Genomic DNA, 25,618 nt, shown 5'->3' with positions numbered 1-25,618 from the left:
GGAGGAACCCTCATGCGTGTCCACAACTCCCGGCGCCGAATTCTCGTGACCGGAGGCGCCGGCTTCCTGGGCAGCCATCTGTGCGAGCGCCTCCTTGCCCAGGGTCACGACGTGCTGTGCGTGGACAACTTCTTCACCGGCGCGCAGCGCAATGTGGAGCATCTGCTCGGAAATCCGCACTTCGAACTGATGCGCCACGACGTCACATTCCCGCTCTACGTGGAGGTCGACCAGATCTACAACCTCGCATGCCCGGCCTCGCCAGTGCACTATCAGCGCGACCCCGTGCAGACCACCAAGACCAACGTCCTCGGGGCGATCAACCTGCTCGGCCTTGCGAAGCGTGTGCGTGCGCGCATCCTGCAGGCATCGACCAGCGAGGTGTACGGCGACCCCGATGTGCATCCACAGCCCGAGAGCTACTGGGGCAATGTCAATCCGATCGGCGTGCGCAGCTGCTACGACGAGGGCAAACGCTGCGCCGAGGCACTGTTTTTCGACTACCACCGTCAACACGGCGTGGACATTCGGGTGGCGCGCATCTTCAATACCTACGGTCCGCGCATGCATCCAAGGGACGGGCGCGTTGTGTCGAACTTCATCGTGCAGGCGCTGCGCGGCGAGCCGATCACTGTTTACGGCGAGGGCCTGCAAACGCGCAGCTTCTGCTTCGTAGGTGACCTGATAGAAGGGCTCAACAGATTCATGGAGGCCAGTCCGGGCGGACCGGGCCCAGTGAATATCGGCAATCCGGCGGAAATTGCCGTGCGCGATCTCGCGAAACTGATCATCGAACTCACGGGATCTTCGTCGAAGCTCACGTTCGCGCCGCTGCCTTCCGATGATCCGATGCAGCGCCGGCCCGATGTGGGCCTCGCAAATCGGCTGTTCGGATGGCAGCCGAGCATGCAGCTCGAGGAGGGCCTGCGCAAGACCATCGAGTACCTCGATGGTGTACTGTCGGCTGGCGAGCTCTTGCCGGCGGCTCCATAGCGGTGCTTGTCGTGCAAGCCACTCGGCATGACGCGCAATGTGAGCGGCACAGGAAGAGCCAAAAAGCGAGTGGGCTTCTCGCCGCTGCCTGCAAGGAGGGCCGGTTTCGAATGAGCGGCGCCTGCATCAGCCCCGGCCGAACTGCCAGGCTCGAGCTGCCTTCCCCGGCTGTCGCCGTCGCGCAAGAGCCAGGTTGGCCGTGATCATGGCCGCGACCAGCGTGATCAGCCACGAGAAGTACACCCACAGCAAGAAGATCGGAAAGGCCGCGAACGCCCCGTACAGCGCCTTGTAGGTCGGCACCTTGACGAGATAGGTGGCGAAGCCCCGTTTGCCCAGCTCGAAGGCCACGCTGGCGATCAGGGCGCCCGCGACGGCGTCGCGTAGCCGCACCTTCGTGTTCGGAACGAAATAGAACATGCTCGTCAGCGCGGTCACGCCGAGCACGAGCGGCCCGAGGTCGAGCACGAAGGCGAGCGATGGTGGCAAGGCGCCGATCAGACCCAGGGAAACGCCCAGCACGTACGACGTTGCCCACAGACTCAGACCCATCACGGGTGGCCCCACGGCCAACATCAGCAAGTACAGGCCGACTCTTCTGAAGAAAGGCCGATTCCTCCTCACCTCCCACATCTGGTTCAAAGCGTTCTCGACGGTCAGCAACATCGCGACTGCGGTCCCCAGCAGGAAGAGCGAGCCGACCCAGGTCAGGCTGCTGGCATTCGCGGCGAACTGGTCCAGATACTTGAGGACCGTGCGCGCGATGTCTGGCGGCAGCAGCCTGCTCAGCAGGAACTCATGAATCGCATCCTTGAATCGCTTGAAGATCGGGAATCGCGTGAACAGCGCGAAGCTCGTCGCCAGCAAGGGCACGATGGACAGCAAGGTCGTGAATGTCAGGCTTCCGGCGACCTGGGGCAAGCGTTCTTTCCTGGCGCGGTGGATCGTCAGGCGGGTCAGAGTGAACATGTATCGCTGAAAGAGGAGGGGGCGGCTGGCTTCGCGGACGAGCAAGCCGCTGCATGCGATTTTGAGGCCTGCTGCTGACGCCTTTCGGCAAGGTCCATCTTCGATGCGTCGTAGATCGAGGCATTCACTCAGCCGCCCCGCTGCCGGATCTTCGGCAAGCATGACAGCAGCGCCTTCACCTGCGGCGAATCGTCGGACTTGCGCCAGATGGCGACGGTCTCGACGATGGTCTTCTCGCCCTTCATGCTTCGATAGACGACCCCCTCGCGATGCAATGCCTGCACGCTGCCGGGCACCAGCGCCACGCCGATGCCGCCGGACACGAGGCTCACGATGGTGTGCATTTGCCGCGCCGGAAACAGCTTGGGGCTGAAGCCATGCCGCATGCAGGTGGCGACGATGGCGTCGAACATCATCGGACCCTGATGGCGCTCGAATCCGAGGAAGCGTTCGTTCGACAACTTTTCGAGCGCGATGCGCGTGCCGCCGGCCAGGGGGTGCGATGCGGGCAGCGCCACGAGCAGCGGTTCCGTATGGACCAGCCTCGAGTTCAGTGCCGCGGGCAGGTCGGGCGTCCGGAACACCAGGCCGACATCGAGCCTGCCACTCTCTACGTCGTGAATGATCTGGTCGGTGGTGCCTTCCAGCAGCGACACGTTCACGCGCTGGTAGTCCTCCGTGAAGGCGCGCAGCATCGGCGGCAGGAATGAATAGGCCGGCAGGCTGATGAAGCCGAGCGACAGCGAGCCCATCAAGCCCTGAGCGGCCTCCAGGGTGCGCTTGCGCAGGGTGTCGGCCGCGGCCAGCACGGCGCGTGCGTCGCGCAATGCGTCCTCGCCGGCCCGTGTGAGCGCGATGCGGCGCGAGGTTCGCTCGAGCAGGGTGACGCCCAGTTCTTCTTCCAGCTCCTTGATCGCCAGGCTCACGGGCGGCTGGGTGAGGTGCAGCCGTTCGGCGGCGCGGCCGAAGTGCAGCTCCTCGGAAACAGCGACGAAGCAGCGCAGGTGGCGCATGTCCATTGATTTGCCTTCTGTATCGACCGATCCAGATTTTAAATTTCTCTGGATCGAAGCGCATCCCTAGACTGCATCGCATCCCGCGCGCTAAGCACGTGAACGGGGGGCGCTCCCACAAGTGGCAGCAGGAGACACAACACCGATGTTCGATCGCGTCGTCGATGCGATGACGCTGATCGACGGCGGCCCCAATGCCCTGGGCTCCTGCCTGTCACGCCCGAGGAATGGCCGCCGGCTTCCGGATCCCGAGTTCCTTTTTCCCTTCAACCCAACGCACCACATCATGAGCACCACATCACCAGCCCGCATCGCAGTCGTCACCGGAGGCGCCCGCGGCATCGGCCGCGCCGTCGGCGAATGGTTTCTTGGTCATGGCTGCAAGGTCGTCTTGCTCGACTGCGACAGCGCAACGCTCGACAGCACGATATCGGAGATCGCGCGCCCCGGCGATCTGCTCGGCGTCCCTTGCGACGTGTCCGATCCGGCGCAGGTCGACCGCGCCGTGGCGGCCGTCGTTGCAAAGTTCGGCCGCGTGGACGCGCTGGTCAACAATGCCGGCGTGGCCATCTTCAAGCCGGTGCTGGAAACCTCCTTCAAGGAATGGCGCACGGTGATGGCCACCAACCTCGATGGCGCCTTCCTCTGCACGCAGGCCTTCGGCGCGGTGATGGCCGGCAACGGCGGCGGCGCCATCGTCAACGTCGCCTCGATCTCCGGGCTGCGGGCCAGCACGCTGCGCGTGGCCTATGGCACCAGCAAGGCCGCGCTCATCCACATGACGAAGCAGCATGCGGTCGAGCTCGGCGATGCCGGCGTGCGCGTGAACGTCATTGCCCCCGGCCCGGTAGAAACCGAAATGGCCAAGCTCGTGCACAGCGTGGCGATCCGCTCCGACTACTACGACGCGATTCCGCTGAATCGCTACGGCACCACCGAGGAGATGGCGAATGTCATCGGCTTCCTGTGCAGCCCCGAAGCGAGCTTCATCAACGGCCAGGTCGTGGCCGTCGACGGCGGCTTCGATGCGGCAGGTGTCGGCCTGCCGACCCTTCGCCGCCGCAAGGCCGAAGCCGGGGCCGAACTGCAAGGGGCCAAGGCATGACGAAACTGCCGTACATCGGCTGAGGCCACACGCGCTTCGGCAAGCTCGATGGGGCGAGATCGCCGTCGCGAGCCGGCCGGGCCTTACGGCCGAGGCGCTGCGCCAGGTACCGCTGGCTGCGCCGCTTCTTCTTCTGGGATTCGCTGCCGAAGCCGGGTTACGGCAGGTTCACCAAGAACGACATCCGAACGCGCCTCGTCGAGCGTGGAGAATCGCAGCCGGCCATGCACGGCTGAGCCACCGATCACAATGACGAACCACCAAGGAGACAAACCATGAACATTTCCCGTCGCACCATTCTTCGCAGCGCCGCCGCGGCCGCCGTTGTCGCCGCCCCCGCGGGCAGCGCCTTCGCGCAAACCAAGGCCGAGTTCACCTACAAGTACGCGAACAACCTGCCGGTGACGCATCCGATGAACCTGCGCGCCAAGGAGATGGCCGATGCGATCCGCACCGAGACCAACGGCCGCGTCCTCATCCAGATCTTCCCGAACAACCAGCTCGGCTCCGACACGGATGTGCTCAGCCAGCTGCGCTCGGGCGGCGTCGAGTTCTTCACCCTCTCGGGCCTGATCCTCTCGACGCTGGTGCCGGCGGCATCGATCAGCGGCGTCGGCTTTGCGTTCAAGGACTACCCGAGCGTGTGGAAGGCGATGGATGGCGAACTGGGTGCCTACATCCGCGCGCAGATCGCCAAGGCCGGCATCGTGCCGATGGAAAAGATCTGGGACAACGGCTTTCGCCAGATCACCTCATCGTCCAGGCCCATCGCGACGCCCGCCGACCTGAAGGGCTTCAAGATCCGCGTGCCGGTGTCGCCGCTGTGGACTTCGATGTTCAAGGCCCTCGATGCCGCGCCGGCGTCGATCAACTTCGCCGAGGTCTATTCCGCGCTGCAGACGAAGATCGTCGACGGCCAGGAGAACCCGCTGGCCATCATCTCGACGGCCAAGCTCTTCGAGGTGCAGAAGTACTGCTCGCTGTCCAACCACATGTGGGACGGCTTCTGGTTCCTGGCCAACCGCCGCGCCTGGGAGAAGCTGCCGGCCGATCTGCGCGCCATCGTTGCCAAGCACATCGACGCGGCCGGCCTGAAGGAGCGCGACGACGTGGCGCAGCTCAACGCCGGGCTGCAGACGGAACTGGCCGGCAAGGGCCTGGCCTTCAACCAGCCGGACGCCGCCGCCTTCCGCGACCAGCTTCGCAAGGCCGGCTTCTATGGCGAATGGAAGAGCAAGTACGGCGACGAGGCATGGGCCCTCCTGGAACGCTCCGTCGGCAAGCTGGCATGAGCGCGATGAGCCCCGCCGGCCACAGCGTGCAGGCGTCTCCGGCGGTGGGCCCCGCTTCGCGGGCGGCGCGCATCGACCGCGTTCTCGGGTTCATCGTCGAAGCGGCCGCTGGTGCGCTCGTGCTGGCGGACATCGCCGTGCTGCTGGCCGGCGTCGTGGCGCGCTTCGCGTTCCATAGGCCGCTGGTCTGGTCCGACGAACTCGCCTCGATGCTCTTCATCTGGCTGGCGATGCTCGGTGCCGTGGTCGCCCTGCGGCGCGGCGAGCACATGCGCATGACGGCGCTGGTCTCGCGCCAGGCGCCCGCGCGCCAGCAGTTGCTGGAGGCCATCAGCGTGTGCGCGTCGCTGGCCTTCCTCGCGATGGCGGCCTGGCCAGCGTGGGAATACGCCTCGGAGGAGCGCTTCATCACCACGCCGGCCCTCGAGATCTCGAACGCATGGCGCGCTGCGGCGCTGCCTTGCGGCATCGCCTTGATGATGCTGTTCTCGGTGCTGCGGCTGTTCAAGGATGCCGACTGGCGCACGGGCACCAAGGCCTTCGCCGCAGTGGCCATCGTGATCGGCGCCTTCGCGCTGGGCCGCGGCGTCTTCGAAGACCTGGGGCGCTACAACCTGCTGATCTTCTTCGTAGGCGTGGTCGGGGCGAGCGTGTTCAGCGGCATTCCCATCGCCTTTGCGTTCGGCCTGGGGACCATCGGCTACCTGGCGCTGGGAACGGACACCGCGCTGCCGGTGATCATCGGCCGCATGGACGAGGGCATGTCGCACCTGATCCTGCTGGCCGTGCCCCTGTTCGTGTTCCTGGGGCTGCTCATCGAAATGACCGGCATGGCCAAGGCCATGATCGCCTTCCTCGCGGGCCTGCTGGGCCACGTGCGCGGCGGCCTGCAGTTCGTGCTGGTCGGGGCGATGTACCTCGTCTCCGGCATCTCGGGGTCGAAGGCCGCCGACATGGCCGCGGTGGCGCCCGCGCTCTTTCCGGAAATGAAGAAGCGCGGCGCCAGCGAGGGCGACTTGGTGGCGCTGCTCTCGGCCACCGGCGCGCAGACCGAGACCGTGCCGCCGAGCCTGGTGCTGATCACCATCGGATCGGTCACGGGCGTCTCGATTGCGGCGCTGTTCACCGGCGGCCTCCTGCCGGCCGTGGTGCTGGGTCTCACGCTGTGCGTCGTCGTCTGGCTGCGGGCGCGGGGCGAGGATCTCAGCCATGTCGAGCGCCCCTCGCGGCGGCAGGTGGCCAAGCTGGCGGCGATTGCAGTGCCGGCGCTGGCGTTGCCTTTCATCATCCGCGCGGCTGTCGTCGAAGGCGTGGCCACGGCCACCGAGGTCTCGACCATCGGCATCGTCTATGCCGTGCTGTCGGGCCTGCTGGTGTACCGCCAGTTCGACTGGAAGCGCGTCGGACCGATGCTGGTGGCGACGGCGTCGCTGTCGGGCGCGATCCTGCTGATCATCGGCACCGCGACGGGAATGGCCTGGGGGCTGACGCAGTCGGGCTTCTCCAGTTCGCTGGCGCAGGCCATGACCGGGCTGCCGGGCGGCGCGCCGATGTTCCTGGCCGTTTCGCTGGTCACCTTCGTGGTGCTCGGCTCGGTGCTCGAGGGCATCCCGGCCATCGTGCTGTTCGGCCCGCTGCTGTTCCCGATCGCCCGCCAGCTCGGCATCCACGAGGTGCACTACGCCATGGTCGTCGTGCTGTCGATGGGACTGGGGCTGTTCGCGCCGCCGCTGGGCGTGGGCTACTACGCGGCATGCGCGATCGGGCGGGTGCACCCGGACAAGGGCATCCGGCCCATCGTCGGCTACATGCTCGCGCTGCTGGTCGGCACCGTCCTGGTCGCCGCGGTGCCGTGGCTCTCCATCGGGTTCCTTTGATGGAGCCTGCTCAAGGTGTCGCCGCGCGGCACTGGTAGCTGGACGCCTGCATGCGGTCGCCGCCTGTGTAGTGCGGGTATGCCGGGTAGCGGCACATCGGTCGGGACGCCTGGACGACAAACGGCGGCAGCGGCGCGTTGACCGTTTGCACCAGCGCGTCTGCGGGCGCAGCGCCCGTGCTCACCCATCGGTCCAGCGGATCCAGGAGGTCCACCATCGTCGGCACCGGCGCGCCGCCTCCGACCGCCCGGGAATTGCCACTGTGTGTCGAGCCCGGTGAAACATACAGCCGCACGGATCTTTCCACGGCCGGTGCTCCCATGCGCGCCACAAGCGCGCCGTGGTACTGGATTCCCATGAGGGGGCTCTGTGCGCGGTCGGCGGCGTTCTCGCGCACGATCAGCTTGCCGCCGCGAGCGAAGAACGCCGAAAGGTCCGGGTCGGTGGCGTCGATCATCGCGGAGGTCTTCTGGACCTGCGCCCGGAACTCCTGGGGACGATAGCGGCGCACGTCGTAGTCCTTGTCGCGGGCGACGGCGTAGCGGATCCAGTTGCTGCCGTAGATCCACTGCGTCGAATGGCGCGCCGCATCCGGAGGGGCAACGGGCGCCGCCGTGCCGGAGACCCAGCGCACCATGTTCAGGGCGGAGGGACCGTCGAGGCTGTCCTCATGGCCGTACAGCCACTGCGGGTAGGTGGTGAGCCCGTTGGCGATGGGAAAGGGAAAAACATACGGCGAGTGGATGCCGCGCACCAGTCGCAGCTGCGCGTCCGACAGGCATTGCAAGCCTGCATCGCCGCCACCGGGGCAGCGCAGCGGCTGCAGGTCGACGCGGGCCTGGCAAGCCATGTAGTTGTTGACGACGCCGTCGGCCAGCCCGTCGAGCGCGTCGCAGGCATCGGAGGTGGCTTTCGCGATCAGCGGGATCTTGCCGGCCTGGAGCCAGTCGTCGTGCTGTGGCACCTGGTTGCGTACGAATGCATGGAACAGGCCGGTCCAGTTGATGACGGGCACCACGCTGACGATGCCGTCGTAGTCGGCCGGGAAGCGCTGCGCCATCATCATTCCCTCGCGCCCGCCTTCCGAGCCGCCGAAGTAGTACGTGCGCTGCGGCGGTCGTGCGTAGTAGGCGCGCATGAGGTCCACGGCCGCGTCCTTCACCTTCTTGTACGAAGCGAACGCGAAGTTCTCGAGCATCTCGTCGTTCAGCGCGAAGGCGCCTGGCTCGCCGGGAGGGAAGGCGCTCGCCTGGTGGCCCGAGTCCTGGCCAAAGGTCGCATAGCCCCGCGCGATGGGCAGCGGGTCGCCCGGCGCGGCGTCGCGCAAGGGCGCGAGGCCGGTGATCAACACGCCGTTGAAGCCGCCGCCACCGTACTGCAGGGCCTTTCCGTTCCATTCGGTCGGAAGGTTCAGCTGGAAGTTGATGACTTGCGCGGCAGGGTCACGCGATGCGATCGTGCCCGTGACCTTGCAGAACCGGGGAAGGGCCGGCACAAATGCACCGGCGTTGACCGTTCCTGCCGTGGCGGGCGTCAGCACGGCGGAGGTGACCGAGGCCCTTCCGCTGGGCAAGCCGATGGCTCCCGGTTCGATGACATGGCGTGCCAGAGACGCACAGGAAGTTGCTGGCTGCTCGGCGGTCGGCGGCACGGTGCCGCAAGCCGTCAGCGAGAGCCCGGCCACGGTGAGAGCGGCTCGAGCGAAGGCACGGAGGGTGAAACGGGGCATCGTGTCTCCAGACACCGCTCTGCGGCGGCGCGGCGCCATCTTACGGTCGAAACCGCCGGCGGACCGTGCGTTCGGCATGGCCCGCCGCGGAGTTCACCGCTGCGCAGACACCTCGATCTCCACGCGGCGGTTCGGGGCGAGGCAGTCGATCAGGTCCGCGCGCCTCGTCTGTGCGCACTGCACCTTCGGCTCCGATTCGCCCTTGCCCTGCACCTGCACAGCCTGCGCCGGCACGCCGGCCTGCACCAGGTAGTCGCGCACGGTGCTGGCGCGCGCCAGCGAGAGCGCCTGGTTGTAGCTGTTGCTGCCGAGCCGGTCGGTATGCCCGGTCACCCTGATCGAGTCCACCGGTCTGGCGCTGCTCCCGAGGTCGCTTGCCAGTGCGTCCAGTTTGCGCCGGCCTTCGGGCAGCAGGTCGGCCAGCGAGCGGCCGTCGAAGCGGAACAGGCCGTCGGCGCCGAGCGTCGTCTTTGCAGGCAGAACCACCGGCTGGACGGTAGCGGCGGGCTTCGTCGCGGCCATCGGCTTGAGCAGGTCCGCGCAGCCCGGTCCCTTCCAGTACATGCCGTTGGTCAGCACGTCTGCATTGAAGCGGACCATGTACTGGCAGGTGACGTATTCCGGACCGGCGCTGGTGCGAAAGTGGAAGATGTAGTTCCACTCGCGCACGCCGCCCAGGCCTTCGCGAAAGTGCGGAAAGCCCAGCAGCTCGCGCACCTGGTCCTTGCCCATGCCGGCACGCATGGCGCGCAGGGCCTCGAGGCTCGGAAAGGCGCCTTGCTGCCATTTGGCCGAGTCCAGCGCGGGGAAGTCCTCGTCCTTCGGCGGTGCCGGGTTCTCCGAAGCGGCCCTGGCCTGCATCTCCGGCGTGATGGTGTAGCTCGGGTTGGCGCAGCCGCCGGCCACGAGTGCCGCGAGGCAGAGCGCGGCGAGCGGTGCGGTACGGACTGTGAAGAAAGTCTTGGCTTGAAGAGGCTTGTTCATGATGGAGTTCGTTCAGTTCATCCGTATGGCGATCAGTTGAAGACCCATTCCGCGCCAACGGTGGCGCCCACCCCGGCACGGCTGGTGGCCACGCCGCCGGTGATGCTCCAGGCGTTGTTCTCGGAGGTGCGCCGGAAACTGATGCCCACCGCGCCCTGGCCCTTGAAGGAGCCCGCGCCGATGCGCATGACCGTCTTGCCCGGAACGTAGCTCGCAGGCATCTGCAGGGCCATGGCCGCGGCAACGCCGGCATACGCGTTCTTCTCGACGTTGTCGATGCGGCTGTTGGTCGCATCGATGCGGTTGTTCAGGCCGCCGCTGACCGCGTTCAACTGGTTCACGTTGACGGCGTCGGTGCCCGCCACGCCCGGCGCCACGTTGTGCACCGTGACCGGGCCGGTGGCGTTGCTGCCGCCCATCGTCACGCTGTTGTGGTTGATCGTGCCGTCCGCATTGCTGTCGTACTTGACCGCCGACTGGTCGATCGCAGCGACCGTGCCCTGTACACCCCGCAGCTGTGAAACGTTGACCGCATCGCTGTCGGCCGTGCCCGCGGCCACGCCGGTGATCTGCCGGAACTGGCCGCTGGCTGCATTGCCCACCGATACCGCCGCCAGCGTGCTGGTGGTCGCGCCGATGGCAATGCGCTGCGCGGCAGTGGCGGTGGGCGGGATGTAGCCGGCCACGCCCGCGGCGGTGGAGGCCACCGAGCCCGCGCCCAGCGCCACGCCGCCGGCCTGCGTCACGCTGGTGCCCGCGCCCAGCGCCACGCCTTGCACGGCGGCGGCCGACGACTGCGTGCCCAGCGCGATGGAGTCGGCCATGTGCGAGGTCGCGCCCTGGCCGATCGCAATGCCGCCCGGCGCGCTTTGCTGCACCACCGCGCCGTTGCCGATGCCCACGCCGTTGTTGCCGTTGACCACGGTCTGCGGGCCCACGGCCACCGACTCCGCGCCAATGGCCAGCGAGTCCGCCGCGGCGGAGTTGGCATGGAAGTACAGCGTCGGCGTCACCGCGAAAGACGTCAACGCGCCAGACAGCTGCCGCACCGTGACCGCGTCCTGCGCTTGTGTGCCGTCGGCCACGTTGGTGATCTGGCGGTAGGTGGTCGCACTGCCGACCGACAGTGCGCCCAGCAGGGTGCGGTCGGTGGTGTTGTAGGAGATCAGCGAACTGCCGGCCGGAATGCTGCCGGTGGAAGGCGCGACCGCCCGGTCGGAGACGGCACCCGATCCGATGGCCACCGCACCGGCAACCGTTGCGCTCGCATCCTTGCCCGACGCGATGGCATCGGCACCCGTCGCACCGAGGTTGTCTTCGTTGCCGCCGCCGGTGGAGTTGACGCTGTAGTACCTGATCTTGTTGGCCGTGACCGTGGTGCTGAGATTCTCGATCGACTGGTTGGTGGCGAACAGCTGCGAGCCGTTGATCGCATCGGTGCTGGTGTTGGAGATCCGGCCGGCGGCCACGTTGGTGATGGTGCGTTCGGCTCCGACCGTGCCCACGCTGACCGTGCCCACCGGGGTGGTGCCCTGGAAGTTGTAGGTCGTGCCGTTGATCGTCGTGCTCGCAGTCCCCACGGCAGCGGCCGTGGCCGAACCTGCGCCCAGCGCCACGCTGTTGGCGTCCGCGGCCGTGGCCCCCAGGCCGATGGCCACCGCCGAAGCGCCGGCCGCCGCCGCGTTCTTGCCCGACGCGATGGCGTTGGCGCCGGTGGCGCCGAGGTTGTCTTCGTTGGTGCCGCCGGTGGAGTTGACGCTGTAGTACTTGGTCTTGTTGGTCGTGACCGTCGTGCTGAGGTCCTCGATCGACTGGTTGGTGGCGAACAGCTGCGAGCCGTTGATCGCATCGGTGCTGGTGTTGGAGATCCGGCCGGCGGCCACGTTGGTGATCGTGCGCTCCGCCCCCGGCGCGCCGACGCTCACCGTGCTCGCCGGCGTGGTGCCCTGGAAGTTGTAGGTCTTGCCGTTGATGGTCGCGCTGGCCGTGCCGACGGCCGCCGTGGTGATCGAGCCGGAGCCCAGCGCCACATCGCCCGCATTGGCAGTCGCCGTCGCTGCATCGCCGATGGCCACGCTGCCGGCCTTGCCGGCCGCACCGGCCGTGGAGCCGTTGCCCAGTGCCACCGAGCCCTGGCCGATCGCCTTGTTGCCATTGCCGATGGCGACTGCACCATTGGCCTGGTTGGCCGCAGTGGCCGAGGCCGTGCCGTCGCTGTTGGCGATGTTGTTGGCACCGCCGGTAAAGGCACCGGTACCGCTGACATAGCTCGGATCGCCGATGGCAACAGCCCCGTCGCCGTAGGCCGTGTTGCCCGAGCCGATCGAGATCGCCTTGCCGCCTGTGGCCTTCGCGTTCTTGCCGATGGCCACCGCCTCCGCCGAATCGGCCGTCGCAGTGCTGCCGATGGCGATGGTGTCAGCGGCGCTGGCGCGCGCGCCGTTGCCCATGGCAATGCCGCTTGCACCCGCGGCCAGGGCGTTCACGCCGGCAGCCAGGGCATTGATGCCCGTGGCCCCATCGTTCGCATAGTTCCCCTGCTGCGTGCCGTTGTCGTTCACGCTGTAGTAGTGGATCTTGGACGCATTCACCTGCGTGGTCAGCTGGCTCACGTTCACCGCATCGGTGGGCGCCACGCCGGGCGCCACGTTGGTGATGACCGTGTTGCCGGCATTGATCCCGGTGTTCGTCACGCTCGGTCCGCCCGTGATCGTGAGGCCGTTGTTGTTCAGCGTCGTGCCGCCCGTGGTCACGCTGGTGAAGTTGGGCGTGGCGCTGGTGGCGATCTGCACCTCTGCACCGTTCTGCGTGATGGCGATGTTGTCGCCCGCCGTGTAGGTGGCGGTGCCGCCCGGGGCGATGTTCTGCACGCTGGTGCCCGTCGCCGTGCCCGTGCCTGTCCGGGCCGTGGTCATGTTCCAGCCCTTGCTGGCCGTGGAGCCGATGTTGGCCAGCTCGGCATTGGTGGCGAACAGCTGCGAGCCGTTGATCGCGTCGGTCGAGGTGTTGGAAATCCGGCCGGCTGCGACGTTGGTGATCGTGCGCTCGGCGCCCACCGCGCCCACGCTCACGGTGCTCGTCGCAGTGGTGCCCTGGAAGGTGTGGGGCGTGCCGTTGATGGTCACGCCGGGGGTGTTGACCACGGCCGCCGTGACGGAGCCGGAGCCCAGTGCCACGTCGCCCGCGTTGGTACCCGCCGCCGCGCCGGAGCCCAGCGCCAGCCCGTTGACGACGCTGGCCGCGGCGTTGTTGCCCATGGCCACGCTGCCGGTGGCCGCCTTGGTGGTGCTCGCACCCACGCCCGCGGCGATGGAGTTGATGCCCTGTGCGCCGTCGTTGTTGACGTTGGCTCCCGCCACCCCGTTGTCGTTCACGCTGTAGTACTTGGTCTTGTTGGCCGCCACCGTGGTGTTCAGCTGGGTCACGTTCACCGCATCGGTGGGCGCCACGCCGGGTGCCACGTTGGTGATGACCGTGTTGCCGGCGTTGATGCCGGTGTTCGTCACGCTCGGGCCACCCGTGATCGTGAGGCCGTTGTTGTTCAGCACGGTGCCGCCGGTGGTCACGCTGGTGAAGCTGGGCGTGGCGCTGGTGGCGATCTGCACCTCCGCACCGTTCTGCGTGATGGCGATGTTGTTGCCCGCCGTGTAGGTGGCGGTGCCGCCCGGGGCGATGTTCTGCACGCTGGTGCCTGTGACCGTACCGGTGCCCGTCTGGCCTGTGGTCACGTTCCAGCCCTTGTTGGCCGTGGCTGCCACGTCGTCGATCGCGGCGTTGGTGGCGAACAGCTGGCTGCCGTTGATCGCATCGGTGCTGGTACCGGAGATCCGGCCGGCTGCGACGTTGGTGACGGTGCGCTCGGCGCCCACCGCGCCCACGCTCACCGTCGAAGCCGGCGTGGTGCCCTGGAAGTTGTAGGTCTTGCCGTTGATCACGGTGCTGGCCGTGCCGACCGCAGCGGCCGTCGCGGAGCCGGAGCCCAGCGCCACGCTGTTGGCGTTCGCAGCCGTCGCGCCCAGGCCGATGGCCACGGCCGAGTTCCCCGCCGCCGTCGCGTTCTTGCCCGATGCAATGGCATCGGTGCCCGTGGCGCCGAGGTTGTCCTCGTTGCCGCCGCCGGTGGAGTTCACGCTGTAGTACTTGGTCTTGTTGGCCGCCACCGTGGTGTTCAGCTGGGTCACGTTCACCGCATCGGTGGGCGCCACGCCGGGCGCCACGTTGGTGATGACCGTGTTGCCGGCGTTGATGCCGGTGTTCGTCACGCTCGGGCCACCCGTGATCGTGAGGCCGTTGTTGTTCAGCACGGTGCCGCCGGTGGTCACGCTGGTGAAGCTGGGCGTGGCGCTGGTGGCGATCTGCACCTCCGCACCGTTCTGCGTGATGGCGATGTTGTTGCCCGCCGTGTAGGTGGCGGTGCCGCCCGGGGCGATGTTCTGCACGCTGGTGCCTGTGACCGTACCGGTGCCCGTCTGGCCTGTGGTCACGTTCCAGCCCTTGTTGGTCGTGGCTGCCACGTCGTCGATCGCGGCGTTGGTGGCGAACAGCTGGCTGCCGTTGATCGCATCGGTGCTGGTACCGGAGATCCGGCCGGCCGCGACGTTGGTGATGGTGCGCTCGGCGCCCACCGCGCCCACGCTCACCGTCGAAGCCGGCGTGGTGCCCTGGAAGTTGTAGGTCTTGCCGTTGATCACGGCGCTGGCCGTGCCGACGGCCGTGGCGGTGGTCGAGCCAGAACCCAGCGCCACGTCACCGGCGTTGTTGGCAACCGAATTCGCGCCCAGCGCCACGCTGTCCGCCGCCTTGGCGCTGGCCGTGTCGCCCACCGCGACGCCGCCCGCAGCCGCGACGGAAGAGGCATTGCCGAGCGCCGTGGCACGTGCTGCCGCGGCGTTCGCGCCGGGGCCGACGGCCGAGGCGCCCACGTCGGATGCGCTGGCAAATTCGCCGACCGCCAGGCTGTTGGTGGCACTGGCGCTGGAGAAGGCACCCACCGCCGTGGAGCCGCTGACGCCCGATGCCACGGCGTTGACGCCGATCGCGGTGCTGCTGACCGCCGACGCCTTGGTGCCGGTGCCGATCGCAATGGCGTCGCCGGCCGATGCGCTCGACTGGAAGCCCTGCGCCACGGACTGATCGCCCGTAGCCGACGCGGCGACGCCGGCCGCCAACGAATTCGCGCCGGTCGCGCCGTTGTTCGTGTAGTTCGCCTGCTGCACACCGCCATCGTTCACGCTGTAGTAGTGCGTGGGCGTGCTGGCCGCGATGGCCTGCACCGCCTGGTTGGTGGCGTAGAGCTGCGAGCCGTTGATGGCGTCGGTCGAGGTCGCGGAGATCCGGCCCGCGGCCACGTTGGTGATGGTGCGTTCGTTGCCCACGCTGCCCACGCTCACCGTGCTCGTCGGCGTGGTGCCCTGGAAGTTGTAGACCGTGCCGCCGATGGTGGTGCTGGCCGTGCCGACGGCCTTGCTCGTCGTGGAGCCCGAGCCCAGCGCCACGTCGTCCGCGTTGTTGGCCACCGCCGTGTCGCCGAATGCCACCGCGCCCGCGGCGAGCGCGCTGCTGGTGCTGCCGATCGCGACACTGCCCTGGCCTACCACGGTGTTGCGGTAGCCGATGCCGACCGCGCCCTGTGCCGCCGTGCCGGGGGTGCTGACCGCCTGCCCGCCGCCGCCCACCATGTTGGTATTGCCCATGGCCACCGAACCGTCGCCGGTGGCGGTGTTGTCCAGGCCCGAGGCAATCGCGCCGTTGCCGGTGGCGGTGTTGGGGTCGCCGATGGCGACCGCGCCGTTGCCGTTGGCGACGTTGCCCGAGCCGATCGAAACCGCGCGACCGCCGGTGGCCCTGGAGCCCCGGCCAATGGCAACCGCCTCGGCGGCATCGGCGACGGATTCACCGCCAATCGCGATGGCATTGGCGCCCGATGCAAGGGCGCCCGCGGTGGCGTTGCCGCCCATCGCCACCGCGCCGACGCCGGTGGCGCGCACGGCCGTCGCTGCCGTGGTCCCGCCCGAACCGAGCGCCGTGGCGTAGTCGGCAGCCGCATTGGTGCGGGTACCGGCCGCCAGCGCATCCAGGCCGGTTGCCCGGCTTCCGATTCCCAGCCCGACCGCCCGATCTTGCGAGGCCGTCACGTCCGTGCCAATGGCGATGGCGCTTTCCCCCAGGGCGCCCGCTCCTGGAGCCGTGCGCGCGCCAAGATTGATGGAGTTGATCTTGGTTGCGATCGCTTGGAAGCCGATCGCGATGGCGTTCAGGTTGCCTGCATTGCTGCCGGTGCCTTGAGCGAGGGTATTTGCTGCCGATGCCGTTGCCTGCGAACCGAGGGCGATCGCGTTGTTCGCGCTCGCATTCGCGTTCAGGCCGATCGATGTGGTCGCATTGCCTGCGACACCGATGCCTGCGTTGGTGCCGATCGCGACGTTGTCGTTGCCGCTGACCAGGCTGCCCGCCGAAGCGGCCAGCGTGGCGTCATAGGCGACCTTGCCATCGCCCGTGCCGAATGCGACGTTGCGCGCTCCCGTGACGCCCGAACCGGCGCCCCGCATCACGCTCGCAATGCCTCCGCCCAGAGCCGTATTCAGCGCGCCGCTGACCAGCGTGCCGGCGGCAATGCCCACTGCGACCGAACCCGTGTTGGCGATCGTCGAGCCCGCGCCGGCACCCTGGCCGACCGCAACCGTGCTGTCCCCGATGGCGAGTGCTTGCGCTCCGAGTGCAAGCGAACTGTTCCCTAGCGCCCGAGCAGTGTTCCCGACGGAGGTGGCTGCGTCGCTGGTTGCTTCCGCCTGATTGCCTACCGCGACGGTGCGCAACCCGGTTGCCTGGGACAAATAGCCTCCGGCGAACGCGAAGTTTGCACCCGCCACAGAGTTGACACCGACTGCGGTGGAGTTCCCTCCCGTGGCCGTGGAAGCGGTGCCCAATGCGCTGGCGCCAGCTCCGGTGGCATTGGCGTTGACGCCCAGCGCGACCGTATTGACATTGTTCGAAACCGCGCTGGCACCTATCGCGATTGCACCGCCCGCGCCTGAGGCTGCTGCATTCAAGCCGATGGCCAATGAATATTGTGTCGACGAGACGGATTGGCCGCCGATGGCGATGGCATCGGCGCCCGATGCAAGGGCGCCACTGGTGGCATTGCCACCTAGAGCCGTCGAACCGACGCCGGTGGCCCGGACGGCTGTTGCTGGACTGACGCCACCGCCACCGAGTGCTGTCGCATAGTCGACAGCGGCATTGGCTTGCGCACCCAAGGCAATGCCTCTGAGTCCAGTTGCTTTCGACTGCGCGCCGACAGCGACAGCTGCGTCGCCGCTGGAGTTGACATCCGTACCAATAGCAATCGACGACTGCCCGGACGCTCCGGTCCCACCGGTGCGCGCACCGATGTAAATGGCGTTGGTGGCTGTGGCAAGGGCTTGGTAGCCGAGCGTCGCGGCATTCAGCCCCGTGCTTTGGGCGTTATAGCCTATGGCAGTGGCGCCGCCGAGAGTCGCTTGAGACAGATAACCCGCGCACGTCGCACTGCCGCTGTAGAAGTTGTATGGCGGCGCACTGCAGTTCACCTGCGCCTGCGCCGAGAGCGACAACAATCCGAGCACGCTGGCCACAGCGGCCAATGCCACGCGGCCGCCGCCGCGCTTGCCGCAGGCCCGTGTGTTTTCCGACGCGGCGACCCAGGCGCCAAGGGACTCATTCCAGAGTGAGCGATAAGTTTTATTCATGACCCCATCCATCCAATTAAAAAATCAGTGATCGGTCCTAGGACCTTGTCCCTGCGCACTATTTGTTAGTTGTTGCAAACAAATGTTAATTGGGGGGTGGGTAATTGCAATCTGCCTTGTCGCTTTTAGGAGGCAGTTTGTCGAATTGATTTAAATTTTCAAACGCGGATTATTTATTAATAGTAATAACAAGTTACTAATGAATTTAATACTTACCATGGAAAGTTCCTTTGTCAATCGTAGATTTTGGTGGTAATGAACATCTGTTTCTCACAGGAGGAAAGCAATCGATAGCTCTTTTTAGTGCATCGATTTACTTGCGAGATATTTATGGAAACGATGTTCCATGGCGGGCATGCCGCTTGACAAAGCCCGCGATCAGACTCGCGCGAAATTTGGAAGGCCGTTCCGCCCCGGGGAATCAACCGCCCGGTGACCGGCGCGTCACCGCGCTGTGGAACTCTTCGACCGAGGCAAGCAGCGGCGATGCCTTCCAGCACACGAGTTGCACGCCTTCCGGTTGCACGCACTCCAGGCAGAGGGCCACGGCATGCGCGTTGTCCGGCTGGAGCTGCCAGAACCGCCAGCGCGCAGCTGAATCGTCGAGGCCGTCCTCGAAGCCGACCGCCACCTCATGCGCGCCTTCGAAACTGAAGGAGAACCGGTCCAGCGGAAGCGACAACCCCACGCCGCGCGCCTTGATGTAGCTTTCCTTGAGCGTCCAGAGATCCCAGAACCGGGAGGGCTGAAGCTCGGCCGGAAGCTGCCGCAGCGCCTGCGCCTCGTCGGCGGAAAAGAACTGCTGCGCAATCTCCAGCGGGGCGGCCCTGGCCGTGTGTTCGACGTCCACGCCCACCTCGCGCTCGACCGTCAGCGCCACCACGATGAGCGAGGCGCTGTGCGAAATGTTGAAGCGAAGACGCTTCGCCTGCGGCAGCGCATTGGCGATCCGCGGGCGCCCATAGGCGTTGGTTTCGAACCGCCAGTCGCGCGGCGCGATGGGCGCGTAGCGGGAGAGCAGCGAGCGGATCAGCCACCGCGTCATGAGGTACCGGCGCCTGTCGCGGGCGAAGTGGAAGCGCCCGTGCTTTTCGCGCTCCTCGGGCGTCAGCAGGGCCATGGCTTCTTCGTGGGCGGGGGCGTCCTGGTCGGGAACGTACAGGTGCCACAGGTGGACCTGGCGCGAGTCGATCTGCAGTTGCATTCGCAATTCTTGCTTGATTTTTCAACTCGTCCGGCGGGTTCTTCAGCTGGGCTTAAGGTGGCCCGCCCATACTGGTGTCGACGGTCTGCTGGCGTTGGTAGAGGTCGCTCAGGCACCCGCCCATTGGTGGTGGTTCCTCGAGGCCGGCGATCGTCACATTTTCAGGAAAAGGCCCTTGGCACCGCTGGCTGGAAGATTGAGCCGCGGCTCCCGGAGAACTATTCTTCGATCTGCCATGACCCACGAATTCTCCGACTTCGATCTCCCCGAAGGCTGGACTTGCCAAGTGGACCTTAAGAAGGCCCCGGAAGGCACCTACGCCGGCAAGGCCGAACTCCGCCAGGGGCGCGTGCAGCGCTGCGTGTTCGTGCTGGCGCAGCAGCCTTCGCGCGAAGCCGCGCTCGAACGGGTCAGGTTCCGTGCGCGGTTTTTCGTGGACGAATGGATGACCCGGCCTGGGGGGCGTGATCCTCAGGCCTGACGCGCCCGCGAAAAGGCGTTGTCCGTCAGCAATCCGCGCCCGCCGCTGGCGTGCCTCGCCCGCGCGCGCGAAAAGACTCGGGCTCTTGCCAAAGAACCCCAAGCACCCCTCCGGACGGCTCCATGCCGACCGCCCCATCGGCGACTACGCGCTCATCGGCTCGACCCACAGCGCGGCGCTGGTGCACCGCGGCGGCGACATCGAGTGGCTGTGCCTGCCGCGCTTCGATTCCGCGGCCATGTTCGCCAGCCTGCTCGGCGACGAGCGCAACGGGCACTGGACGATGCGTGCCAAGGACCGCAGTGCGCGCATCACCCGGCGCTACCTGCCCGGCACCGTGGTGCTCGAGACCACGATCCGCACGGCCAAGGGCGTGGCCATCGTCACCGACTTCATGCCCCGCCCCGCCATCGACGGCACGCACGAGGTGGTGCGCATCGTGCGGGGCGTGCGCGGCATCGTCGCCATGCACACCGAGTTCCGCATCCGCTTCAACTACGGCGAGTGGTGCCCGTGGATGGAGCGGCGCGACGGCGCGGTGTTCGCAACGGCCGGGCCCGACTCGGTGCGCATCAGCTCCGGCGTGCCGCTGACCAACGAGAACTTCGCGAGCTTTGCCGACTTCTCCGTGTCGGCGGGGCAGTCGATCGCGTTCAGCCTCGACTGGTTTCCGTCGCACCTGAAGCCGCCGGTGACGCGCGACGCCAGCGCGCTGCTGGCGCGCACCGTGATCGAGTGGAGCGCATGGACCGGGCGCTGCGGCTACGGCGGCGAGTTCCACGAGCCGGTGATGCGCTCGCTGCTCACGCTCAAGGCGCTCACCTACGAGCCCACCGGCGGCATCGTTGCCGCGCCGAGCACTTCGCTGCCCGAGCGGCCCGGCGGCGAGCGCAACTGGGACTACCGCTTCTGCTGGCTGCGCGACGCGGCGCTCACGCTCTACGCGCTGATCGGCTCGGGCTATGTGGAGGAGGCCAGCGCCTGGCGCTGGTGGCTGATGCGCGCGGTGGGCGGCTCGCCCGAGGAGCTGCAGGTGATGTACGGCCTGCACGGCGAACGCTCGCTCACCGAACTCGAGCTCGGCTGGCTGCCGGGCTACGAGAACAGCCGGCCGGTGCGCATCGGCAACGGCGCGCACGGGCAGCGGCAACTCGATGTGTACGGCTCGGTCATCGCAGCCTTCCATGCGGCGCGCAAGGCCGGGTTGGCGGACATGGACAAGGTGTGGCCGCTGGAGCGCGCCATCGCGAAGCAGCTGACGGCGCTTTGGAAGGAGCCCGACTGCAGCCTCTGGGAAGTGCGCGGCGAGCCACGCCACTTCGTGCACTCCAAGATCATGTGCTGGCTGGCCTTCGACCGGATGATCGCGAGCGCGACGGAGTACGGGCTCGAAGGCCCCGTCGAGCGCTGGCGCGAGGTGCGCGACGAGATCCATGCCGAAGTCTGCGCACGCGGCTACGATGCCGGGCGCAATTCCTTCGTGCAGTTCTACGGCGCCGACACGGTGGACGCGGCGCTGCTGTGGATGCCGCTGATCGGCTTCCTGCCCATTCACGACGCGCGCGTGCAGGGCACCATCGCGCGCATCGAGAAGGAACTGATCTTCAACGGCCTGGTGTACCGCTACCGCACCGAGAAGGGCGTGGACGGCCTCGAAGGCGGGGAGGGCGCGTTTCTCGCGTGCAGCTTCTGGCTGTCGAACGTGTACGTGGCCATGGGCAGGATGCGCAAGGCGCGGGCGCTGTTCAAGCGCCTGCTGGCACTGGGCAACGACCTGGGCCTGTTCGCCGAGGAGTACGACCCGGTGGCGCAGCGGCAGCTCGGAAATTTTCCGCAGGCGTTCTCGCACATCGGGCTGATCAACAGCGCGCATGCGCTGGTGTCGGCGGCCGGCGGCGTGTGGGAGCTGGCGGACCTCGACGGCAAGGCGCAGCCGCAGAAGGCAAACAAGACGGCAAGGAAGAAGACGCCGCTCAGGCGACCGCGAGCGCGAACTCCTCGGCGCTGAACACGGTGTGGAAGACCGTGCCGTCGAACATCTCGAAGAGCTTCTTCGAGACCTCGCGGCTTTCGTAGCGCACGGGCGAATCGAGCGCGATGGCGATGTCCTCGCGGCTCGCATAGCGGATCGACAGCACCATTGCCAGTTCGGGATCGCTCACGTCGCTTTCGAGCTGGCGCAGCACGCGCACCTCAAGCGCACCGGGGAAGCGGGTCCACAGCGGCACGAGCTTTTCGTGCACGTGGCGGTCGAATGCTTCTTCCATGCCGGCCTTGACCCGGCCCCTGAAAAACGCGCAGCGGATGAACATGGGTGTTCTTCTTTCCTGGTTGAAATCCGTGGGTGCGGCCGCTTCAGCCGCGAGCGTAGCCGTCGAACTGCCGCATCATGGCCGCCGTGTCTTCGGCGCCGAGCCCGGCCGTGACGAAGCTGCGGTGCAGCTCCGAGACGGCGCCCGCCAGCGGCATCGGCAGGCGTTGGCCCTGCGAGAAGGCCTGCACCGCCTCGAGGTCCTTCAGCATGTTGTCGATGCGCCCCGTGGGCGTGTAGTCGCGCGCGGCCATCTTGGGGCCGAACTCGCGCAGGATCTGGCTGTCGGCGCGGCCGCCGGCCAGCGCGGCGGGCAGCTTCGAGGCATCGACGCCGCCGGCCTCGGCCAGCCGCACGGCCTCGGCCACGGCCTGGAAGCCGATGGCGCAGAGCAGCTGGTTGACGAGCTTGGTGGTCTGGCCCGCGCCGCTGTCGCCCATGCGGGTGTAGTTGGCGCACAGGCTGTCCATCACGGCGCGTGCGCGCTGCACGTCTTCGGCGCTGCCGCCGGCCATCACCGTGAGCTGCCCGAGCAGCGCCTTGGGCGCGCCGCCGGAGAGCGGTGCGTCGACGAAGCCCATGCCCGTGCGCTCGCGCAGCGACTGCGCGAGCCGGCGCGTGGACGGCGGGTCGATGGACGACATGTCGATCAGCAGCCGCTTTGCATCGGCCGACGCGGCGGCGATGCCGGCCTCGCCGAAGATCGCGCGCTCCACCACCGCCGCCGAGTTGAGGCTGGTGATCACGAAGTCGCAGGCCGCCGCTGCCGCCTGCGCGGTGACGGCGGCCTGCGCGCCATGCGCCTGCAGCGCCGCGACCTTGGCCGTATCGGGATCGAACACGCTCACCCGGTGGCCGCATTCGAGCAGCCGGCGCGCGATGGCCGTGCCCATGATGCCCACGCCGATCACGGCCACGCGCTGGCTGGGGACGGTTGCGGTCGTCATGCGGGGGCTTTCAGCATGCAGTGCACGGTGCTACAGGCTCGCGGTGATGCCGCCATCCACATACAGGATGTGGCCGTTGACGAAGCTCGACGCATCCGAAGCCAGGAAGATGGCCGCACCGCCCAGCTCCTCTACGTCGCCCCAGCGGCCGGCGGGTGTGCGGCCCGAGAGCCACGCCGTGAAGGCCTCGTCGGCCACCAGCGCCTGCGTGAGTTCGGTCTTGAAGTAGCCCGGCCCGAGGCCGTTGACCTGGATGCCGTGCTTGCCGAGGTCGATCGCCATGCCCTTGGTGAGCATCTTCACCGCGCCCTTGGTGGCGGCGTAGGGCGCAATGCCGGGGCGGCCCAGCTCGCTCTGCACCGAGCACACGTTGATGATCTTGCCGCGCTTGCGCTCGATCATGCGCTGGGCCACGAAGCGGCCGACCAGGAACACGCTGTCGATGTTCGTGGTGACTATCTTGTGCCAGGCATCGACCGGGAATTCGGCGAACGCGCCGCGGTGCTGCATGCCGGCGTTGTTGACGAGGATGTCGATGGCGCCGATGTCGGCTTCGATGGCGGCCACGCCCGCTTCCACCGCGGCGGCGTCGGTCACGTCGAAGGCCATGGCCTCGGCCGCGATGCCCTTGGCGCGCAGGGCGTCACGGGCGGCGGTGAGCGCCGCGGCGTCGCGTGCATTGAGCACCACGCGCGCTCCGGCATTGCCCAGCGCCGCGGCCAGCGCGAAGCCGATGCCCTTGCTGGAGCCGGTGATGAGGGCGGTGCGCCCGGAAAGGTCGAACAGTTTCAAGGGAGGCTCCTGGTCCATGACAGTTGGATAAGTTACCGGTATCTTTTGCAGTCGTCAATGGGTAAAACCTGCGCTGGCGCTATTTCATGCTGGCGATTAAAGTTACCGGTATCTTATTGAATCGACAACCGCAGGAGAGACCCGCTTGACCGCTACCGCTACATCCCCGCACGTGCTGATGCCCGGCGCCTACCCGGAATGGGACATGGCGCCGATGCAGGCCGCCTACACGCTGCACCGCCTGTGGGAAGCGCCCGACCGGCAGGCCTTCATTGCGGAGCACGCGCCGCACATCCGCGCGGTCGCCACGCGTGGCGAACTGGGCGCGAATGCCGAGCTGATTGCCTCACTGCCGAAGCTGGAACTGATCGCCTGCTACGGCGTGGGCACCGACGGCATCGACCTCGCCGCCTGCCGTGCGCGCGGCATCCGCGTGACCAATACGCCCGACGTGCTCAACGGCGACGTGGCCGATCTCGCCGTGGGGCTCACGCTCGCGCTGCAGCGGCGCATTCCGGCGGGCGACCGGTTCGTGCGCAGCGGCGCATGGGCCAACGGCGGCATGCCGCTGACCACGCGCGTCTTCGGCCAGCGCATCGGCATCGCGGGCTTCGGCCGCATCGGCAGCACCATCGCGCGCCGGCTCTCGGGCTTCGACGTGGAGCTGGGCTACTTCAGCCGCACGCCGAAGCAAGACAGTCCGCACCGTCACTTCGCAAGCTTGTCCGCCATGGCCGACTGGTGCGACGTGCTCATCGTCATCCTGCCCGGCGGCGAAGCAACGCGCGGCATCGTCAATGCCGAAGTGCTGCAGGCGCTGGGCCCGAAGGGCTGGCTGGTGAACGTGTCGCGCGGCACCACCGTCGACGAAGGCGCGCTGCTGCAGGCGCTGGAGGCGCGCGCCATTGCCGGCGCCGCGCTCGACGTGTTCCTCAACGAACCGCGCATCGATTCGCGCTTTGCCGCGCTCGACAACGTGGTGCTGCACCCGCACCATGGCAGCGGCACCGAAGAGACGCGCCGCGCCATGGGCGAACTCGTGCGCCGCAACCTCGAGGCCCACTTCGCGGGCCAGCCCCTGGTCACTCCCGTTGCCTGAAGGAAGAAACATCATGCGTTTGCGTTGTATGTGCCTCGTGATCCACGCCCCCGACGATCTGCGCCTGGACGAACAGGACGCCGGCGAGATCGGCCCGGGCCAGGTGCTGGTGAAGGTCGGCATGGGCGGCATCTGCGGCTCCGACCTGCACTACTTTCACAACGGCGGCTTTGGCACCGTGCGCATCAAGGAGCCGATGGTGCTGGGCCATGAAGTGGCCGGCACCGTGGTGGCGGTGGCGCCCGGCGTGGAGAGCGTGCGCATCGGCGACAAGGTGGCCGTCAACCCGAGCCGCCCGTGCGGCGCCTGCAAGTTCTGCCTCGAGGGCCTGCCCAACCAGTGCCTCGACATGCGCTTCTATGGCAGCGCGATGCGCACGCCGCACGTGCAGGGCGCCTTTCGCAACATGCTGCTGTGCGAGGCCACGCAGTGCGTGAAGGTGGCCGAGCACGTGCCGCTGCGCCTGGCCGCGCTGGCCGAGCCGTTCTCGGTGGGGCTGCACGGCGTGTCGCGCGCCGGCCCGCTGCTGGGCAAGCGGGTGTTGGTGTCGGGTTGCGGGCCCATCGGCGTGCTGGCCATCGCGGCGGCGCGCGCGCACGGGGCGGCCGAGATCACCGCTACCGACGTGGTCGACGAGCCGCTGGCCATCGCGCGCGCCATGGGCGCCGACAACGTCATCAACGTCGCGCAGGACAAGGCCTGGGTCTCACGCCATTCGGCCGACAAGGGCACCTTCGACGTGATGCTCGAATGCTCGGGCAACGAGCGCGCGCTGCGCGACGGGCTCGAGGTGATGCGCCCGCGCGGCGTGGTCGTGCAACTGGGGCTGGGCGGCGACGTGAGCATTCCGCAGAACATGGTGGTGGCCAAGGAACTCAGCATCTGCGGCTCGTTCCGCTTCCATGCGGAATTTGCGCTCGCGGTGCGGCTCATCAACGAAGGGCGCGTCGACCTGTCGCCGGTGGTGTCGCACACCTTCCCGATGCTGCAGGCGCGCCAGGCCTTCGAGCTGGCGAGCGACCGGCGCAAGGCGATGAAGGTGCTGATCGATTTCGCGGGAGATGCGGCGCAGGCGGAGGCCGTTGCCGCCTGAGC

17 protein-coding genes are annotated in these 25,618 nt (G+C 67.6%); 8 read left to right on the top strand and 9 right to left on the bottom strand.

Features of this window, described 5'->3' with window-relative positions; genetic code table 11:
- Positions 1–12 precede the first annotated feature (12 nt).
- Positions 13–993, top strand: a complete 981-nt coding sequence (locus ACEN9N_RS17005) for a UDP-glucuronic acid decarboxylase family protein (RefSeq protein ID WP_495654083.1) — start codon at positions 13–15, stop codon at positions 991–993.
- 126 nt (positions 994–1,119) lie between these two features.
- Here the strand turns inward: ACEN9N_RS17005 and ACEN9N_RS17000 are convergent, their stop codons facing one another.
- Positions 1,120–2,124 carry a YihY family inner membrane protein gene (locus ACEN9N_RS17000; RefSeq protein WP_413315702.1) on the bottom strand — a complete coding sequence of 335 codons (1,005 nt, stop codon included), beginning with the start codon at positions 2,122–2,124 and terminating at the stop codon, positions 1,120–1,122.
- Entirely contained in the window at positions 2,091–2,981 is an 891-nt protein-coding gene (locus ACEN9N_RS16995; protein WP_495654082.1) for a LysR family transcriptional regulator, read from the bottom strand. Before ACEN9N_RS16995 ends, ACEN9N_RS17000 begins: the two co-directional genes overlap by 34 nt.
- A 280-nt stretch (positions 2,982–3,261) precedes the next feature.
- On the opposite strand from ACEN9N_RS16995, the gene ACEN9N_RS16990 reads away from it, so the two are divergent.
- The 3 genes from ACEN9N_RS16990 (at position 3,262) to ACEN9N_RS16980 (ending at position 7,249) form a co-directional block, all read left to right on the top strand.
- Entirely contained in the window at positions 3,262–4,080 is an 819-nt protein-coding gene (locus tag ACEN9N_RS16990; RefSeq protein WP_495656395.1) for an SDR family NAD(P)-dependent oxidoreductase, read from the top strand.
- A 275-nt stretch (positions 4,081–4,355) separates the two neighbouring features.
- Positions 4,356–5,372: a TRAP transporter substrate-binding protein gene (locus ACEN9N_RS16985; RefSeq protein WP_007836067.1), complete on the top strand. Its 1,017-nt coding sequence runs from the start codon at positions 4,356–4,358 to the stop codon at positions 5,370–5,372.
- Positions 5,369–7,249 carry a TRAP transporter large permease gene (locus ACEN9N_RS16980; RefSeq protein WP_495654081.1) on the top strand — a complete coding sequence of 627 codons (1,881 nt, stop codon included), beginning with the start codon at positions 5,369–5,371 and terminating at the stop codon, positions 7,247–7,249. The genes ACEN9N_RS16985 and ACEN9N_RS16980 overlap by 4 nt, the downstream gene beginning before the upstream one ends.
- A gap of 10 nt (positions 7,250–7,259) precedes the next feature.
- On the opposite strand, the gene ACEN9N_RS16975 is transcribed toward ACEN9N_RS16980, so the two are convergent.
- From ACEN9N_RS16975 to ACEN9N_RS16960, 4 genes are all read right to left on the bottom strand, one after another.
- Positions 7,260–8,978, bottom strand: coding sequence for a tannase/feruloyl esterase family alpha/beta hydrolase (locus ACEN9N_RS16975; protein WP_495654080.1), 1,719 nt, complete (start codon positions 8,976–8,978; stop codon positions 7,260–7,262).
- 93 nt (positions 8,979–9,071) lie between these two features.
- Positions 9,072–9,962, bottom strand: a complete 891-nt coding sequence (locus tag ACEN9N_RS16970) for an OmpA family protein (RefSeq protein ID WP_413315697.1) — start codon at positions 9,960–9,962, stop codon at positions 9,072–9,074.
- Between the two features lie 32 nt (positions 9,963–9,994).
- Positions 9,995–17,689: an ESPR-type extended signal peptide-containing protein gene (locus ACEN9N_RS16965; RefSeq protein WP_495654079.1), complete on the bottom strand. Its 7,695-nt coding sequence runs from the start codon at positions 17,687–17,689 to the stop codon at positions 9,995–9,997.
- A 421-nt stretch (positions 17,690–18,110) separates the two neighbouring features.
- Positions 18,111–18,893 (bottom strand): 4'-phosphopantetheinyl transferase family protein, encoded by a 783-nt coding sequence (locus ACEN9N_RS16960; protein ID WP_495654078.1) that lies wholly within the window; start codon positions 18,891–18,893, stop codon positions 18,111–18,113.
- 235 nt (positions 18,894–19,128) lie between these two features.
- Here ACEN9N_RS16960 and ACEN9N_RS16955 point away from each other — a divergent pair, with 235 nt between their 5' ends.
- Both ACEN9N_RS16955 and ACEN9N_RS16950 read left to right on the top strand, forming a co-directional pair.
- Positions 19,129–19,374 carry a hypothetical protein gene (locus tag ACEN9N_RS16955; protein ID WP_007836053.1) on the top strand — a complete coding sequence of 82 codons (246 nt, stop codon included), beginning with the start codon at positions 19,129–19,131 and terminating at the stop codon, positions 19,372–19,374.
- Positions 19,375–19,459: 85 nt separating this feature from the next.
- Positions 19,460–21,382, top strand: a complete 1,923-nt coding sequence (locus ACEN9N_RS16950; protein WP_413315693.1) for a glycoside hydrolase family 15 protein — start codon at positions 19,460–19,462, stop codon at positions 21,380–21,382.
- On the opposite strand, the gene ACEN9N_RS16945 is transcribed toward ACEN9N_RS16950, so the two are convergent.
- The 3 genes from ACEN9N_RS16945 to ACEN9N_RS16935 are packed head-to-tail and all read right to left on the bottom strand — an operon-like array spanning position 21,348 to position 23,442.
- Positions 21,348–21,686: an EthD domain-containing protein gene (locus ACEN9N_RS16945; RefSeq protein WP_495654077.1), complete on the bottom strand. Its 339-nt coding sequence runs from the start codon at positions 21,684–21,686 to the stop codon at positions 21,348–21,350. The genes ACEN9N_RS16950 and ACEN9N_RS16945 overlap by 35 nt on opposite strands.
- Before the next feature lie 43 nt (positions 21,687–21,729).
- Positions 21,730–22,632, bottom strand: coding sequence for an NAD(P)-dependent oxidoreductase (locus ACEN9N_RS16940; RefSeq protein WP_495654076.1), 903 nt, complete (start codon positions 22,630–22,632; stop codon positions 21,730–21,732).
- Positions 22,633–22,662: 30 nt separating this feature from the next.
- The gene (locus ACEN9N_RS16935; protein WP_007836040.1) at positions 22,663–23,442 is read right to left on the bottom strand and encodes a glucose 1-dehydrogenase; all 780 of its coding nucleotides are present in this window, start codon (positions 23,440–23,442) and stop codon (positions 22,663–22,665) included.
- 127 nt (positions 23,443–23,569) lie between these two features.
- On the opposite strand from ACEN9N_RS16935, the gene ACEN9N_RS16930 reads away from it, so the two are divergent.
- Both ACEN9N_RS16930 and ACEN9N_RS16925 read left to right on the top strand, forming a co-directional pair.
- Complete coding sequence (locus ACEN9N_RS16930) at positions 23,570–24,523, top strand: 2-hydroxyacid dehydrogenase (protein ID WP_495654075.1); 954 nt, start codon at positions 23,570–23,572, stop codon at positions 24,521–24,523.
- Between the two features lie 13 nt (positions 24,524–24,536).
- Positions 24,537–25,616, top strand: coding sequence for an L-idonate 5-dehydrogenase (locus ACEN9N_RS16925; RefSeq protein WP_495654074.1), 1,080 nt, complete (start codon positions 24,537–24,539; stop codon positions 25,614–25,616).
- The last annotated feature ends 2 nt before the right edge of the window (positions 25,617–25,618 follow it).

Source organism: Variovorax sp. Varisp46, assembly GCF_059491885.1.
Note: the sequence above shows the minus strand (reverse complement) of the source record. Positions and strands in the feature narration are given on the sequence as shown.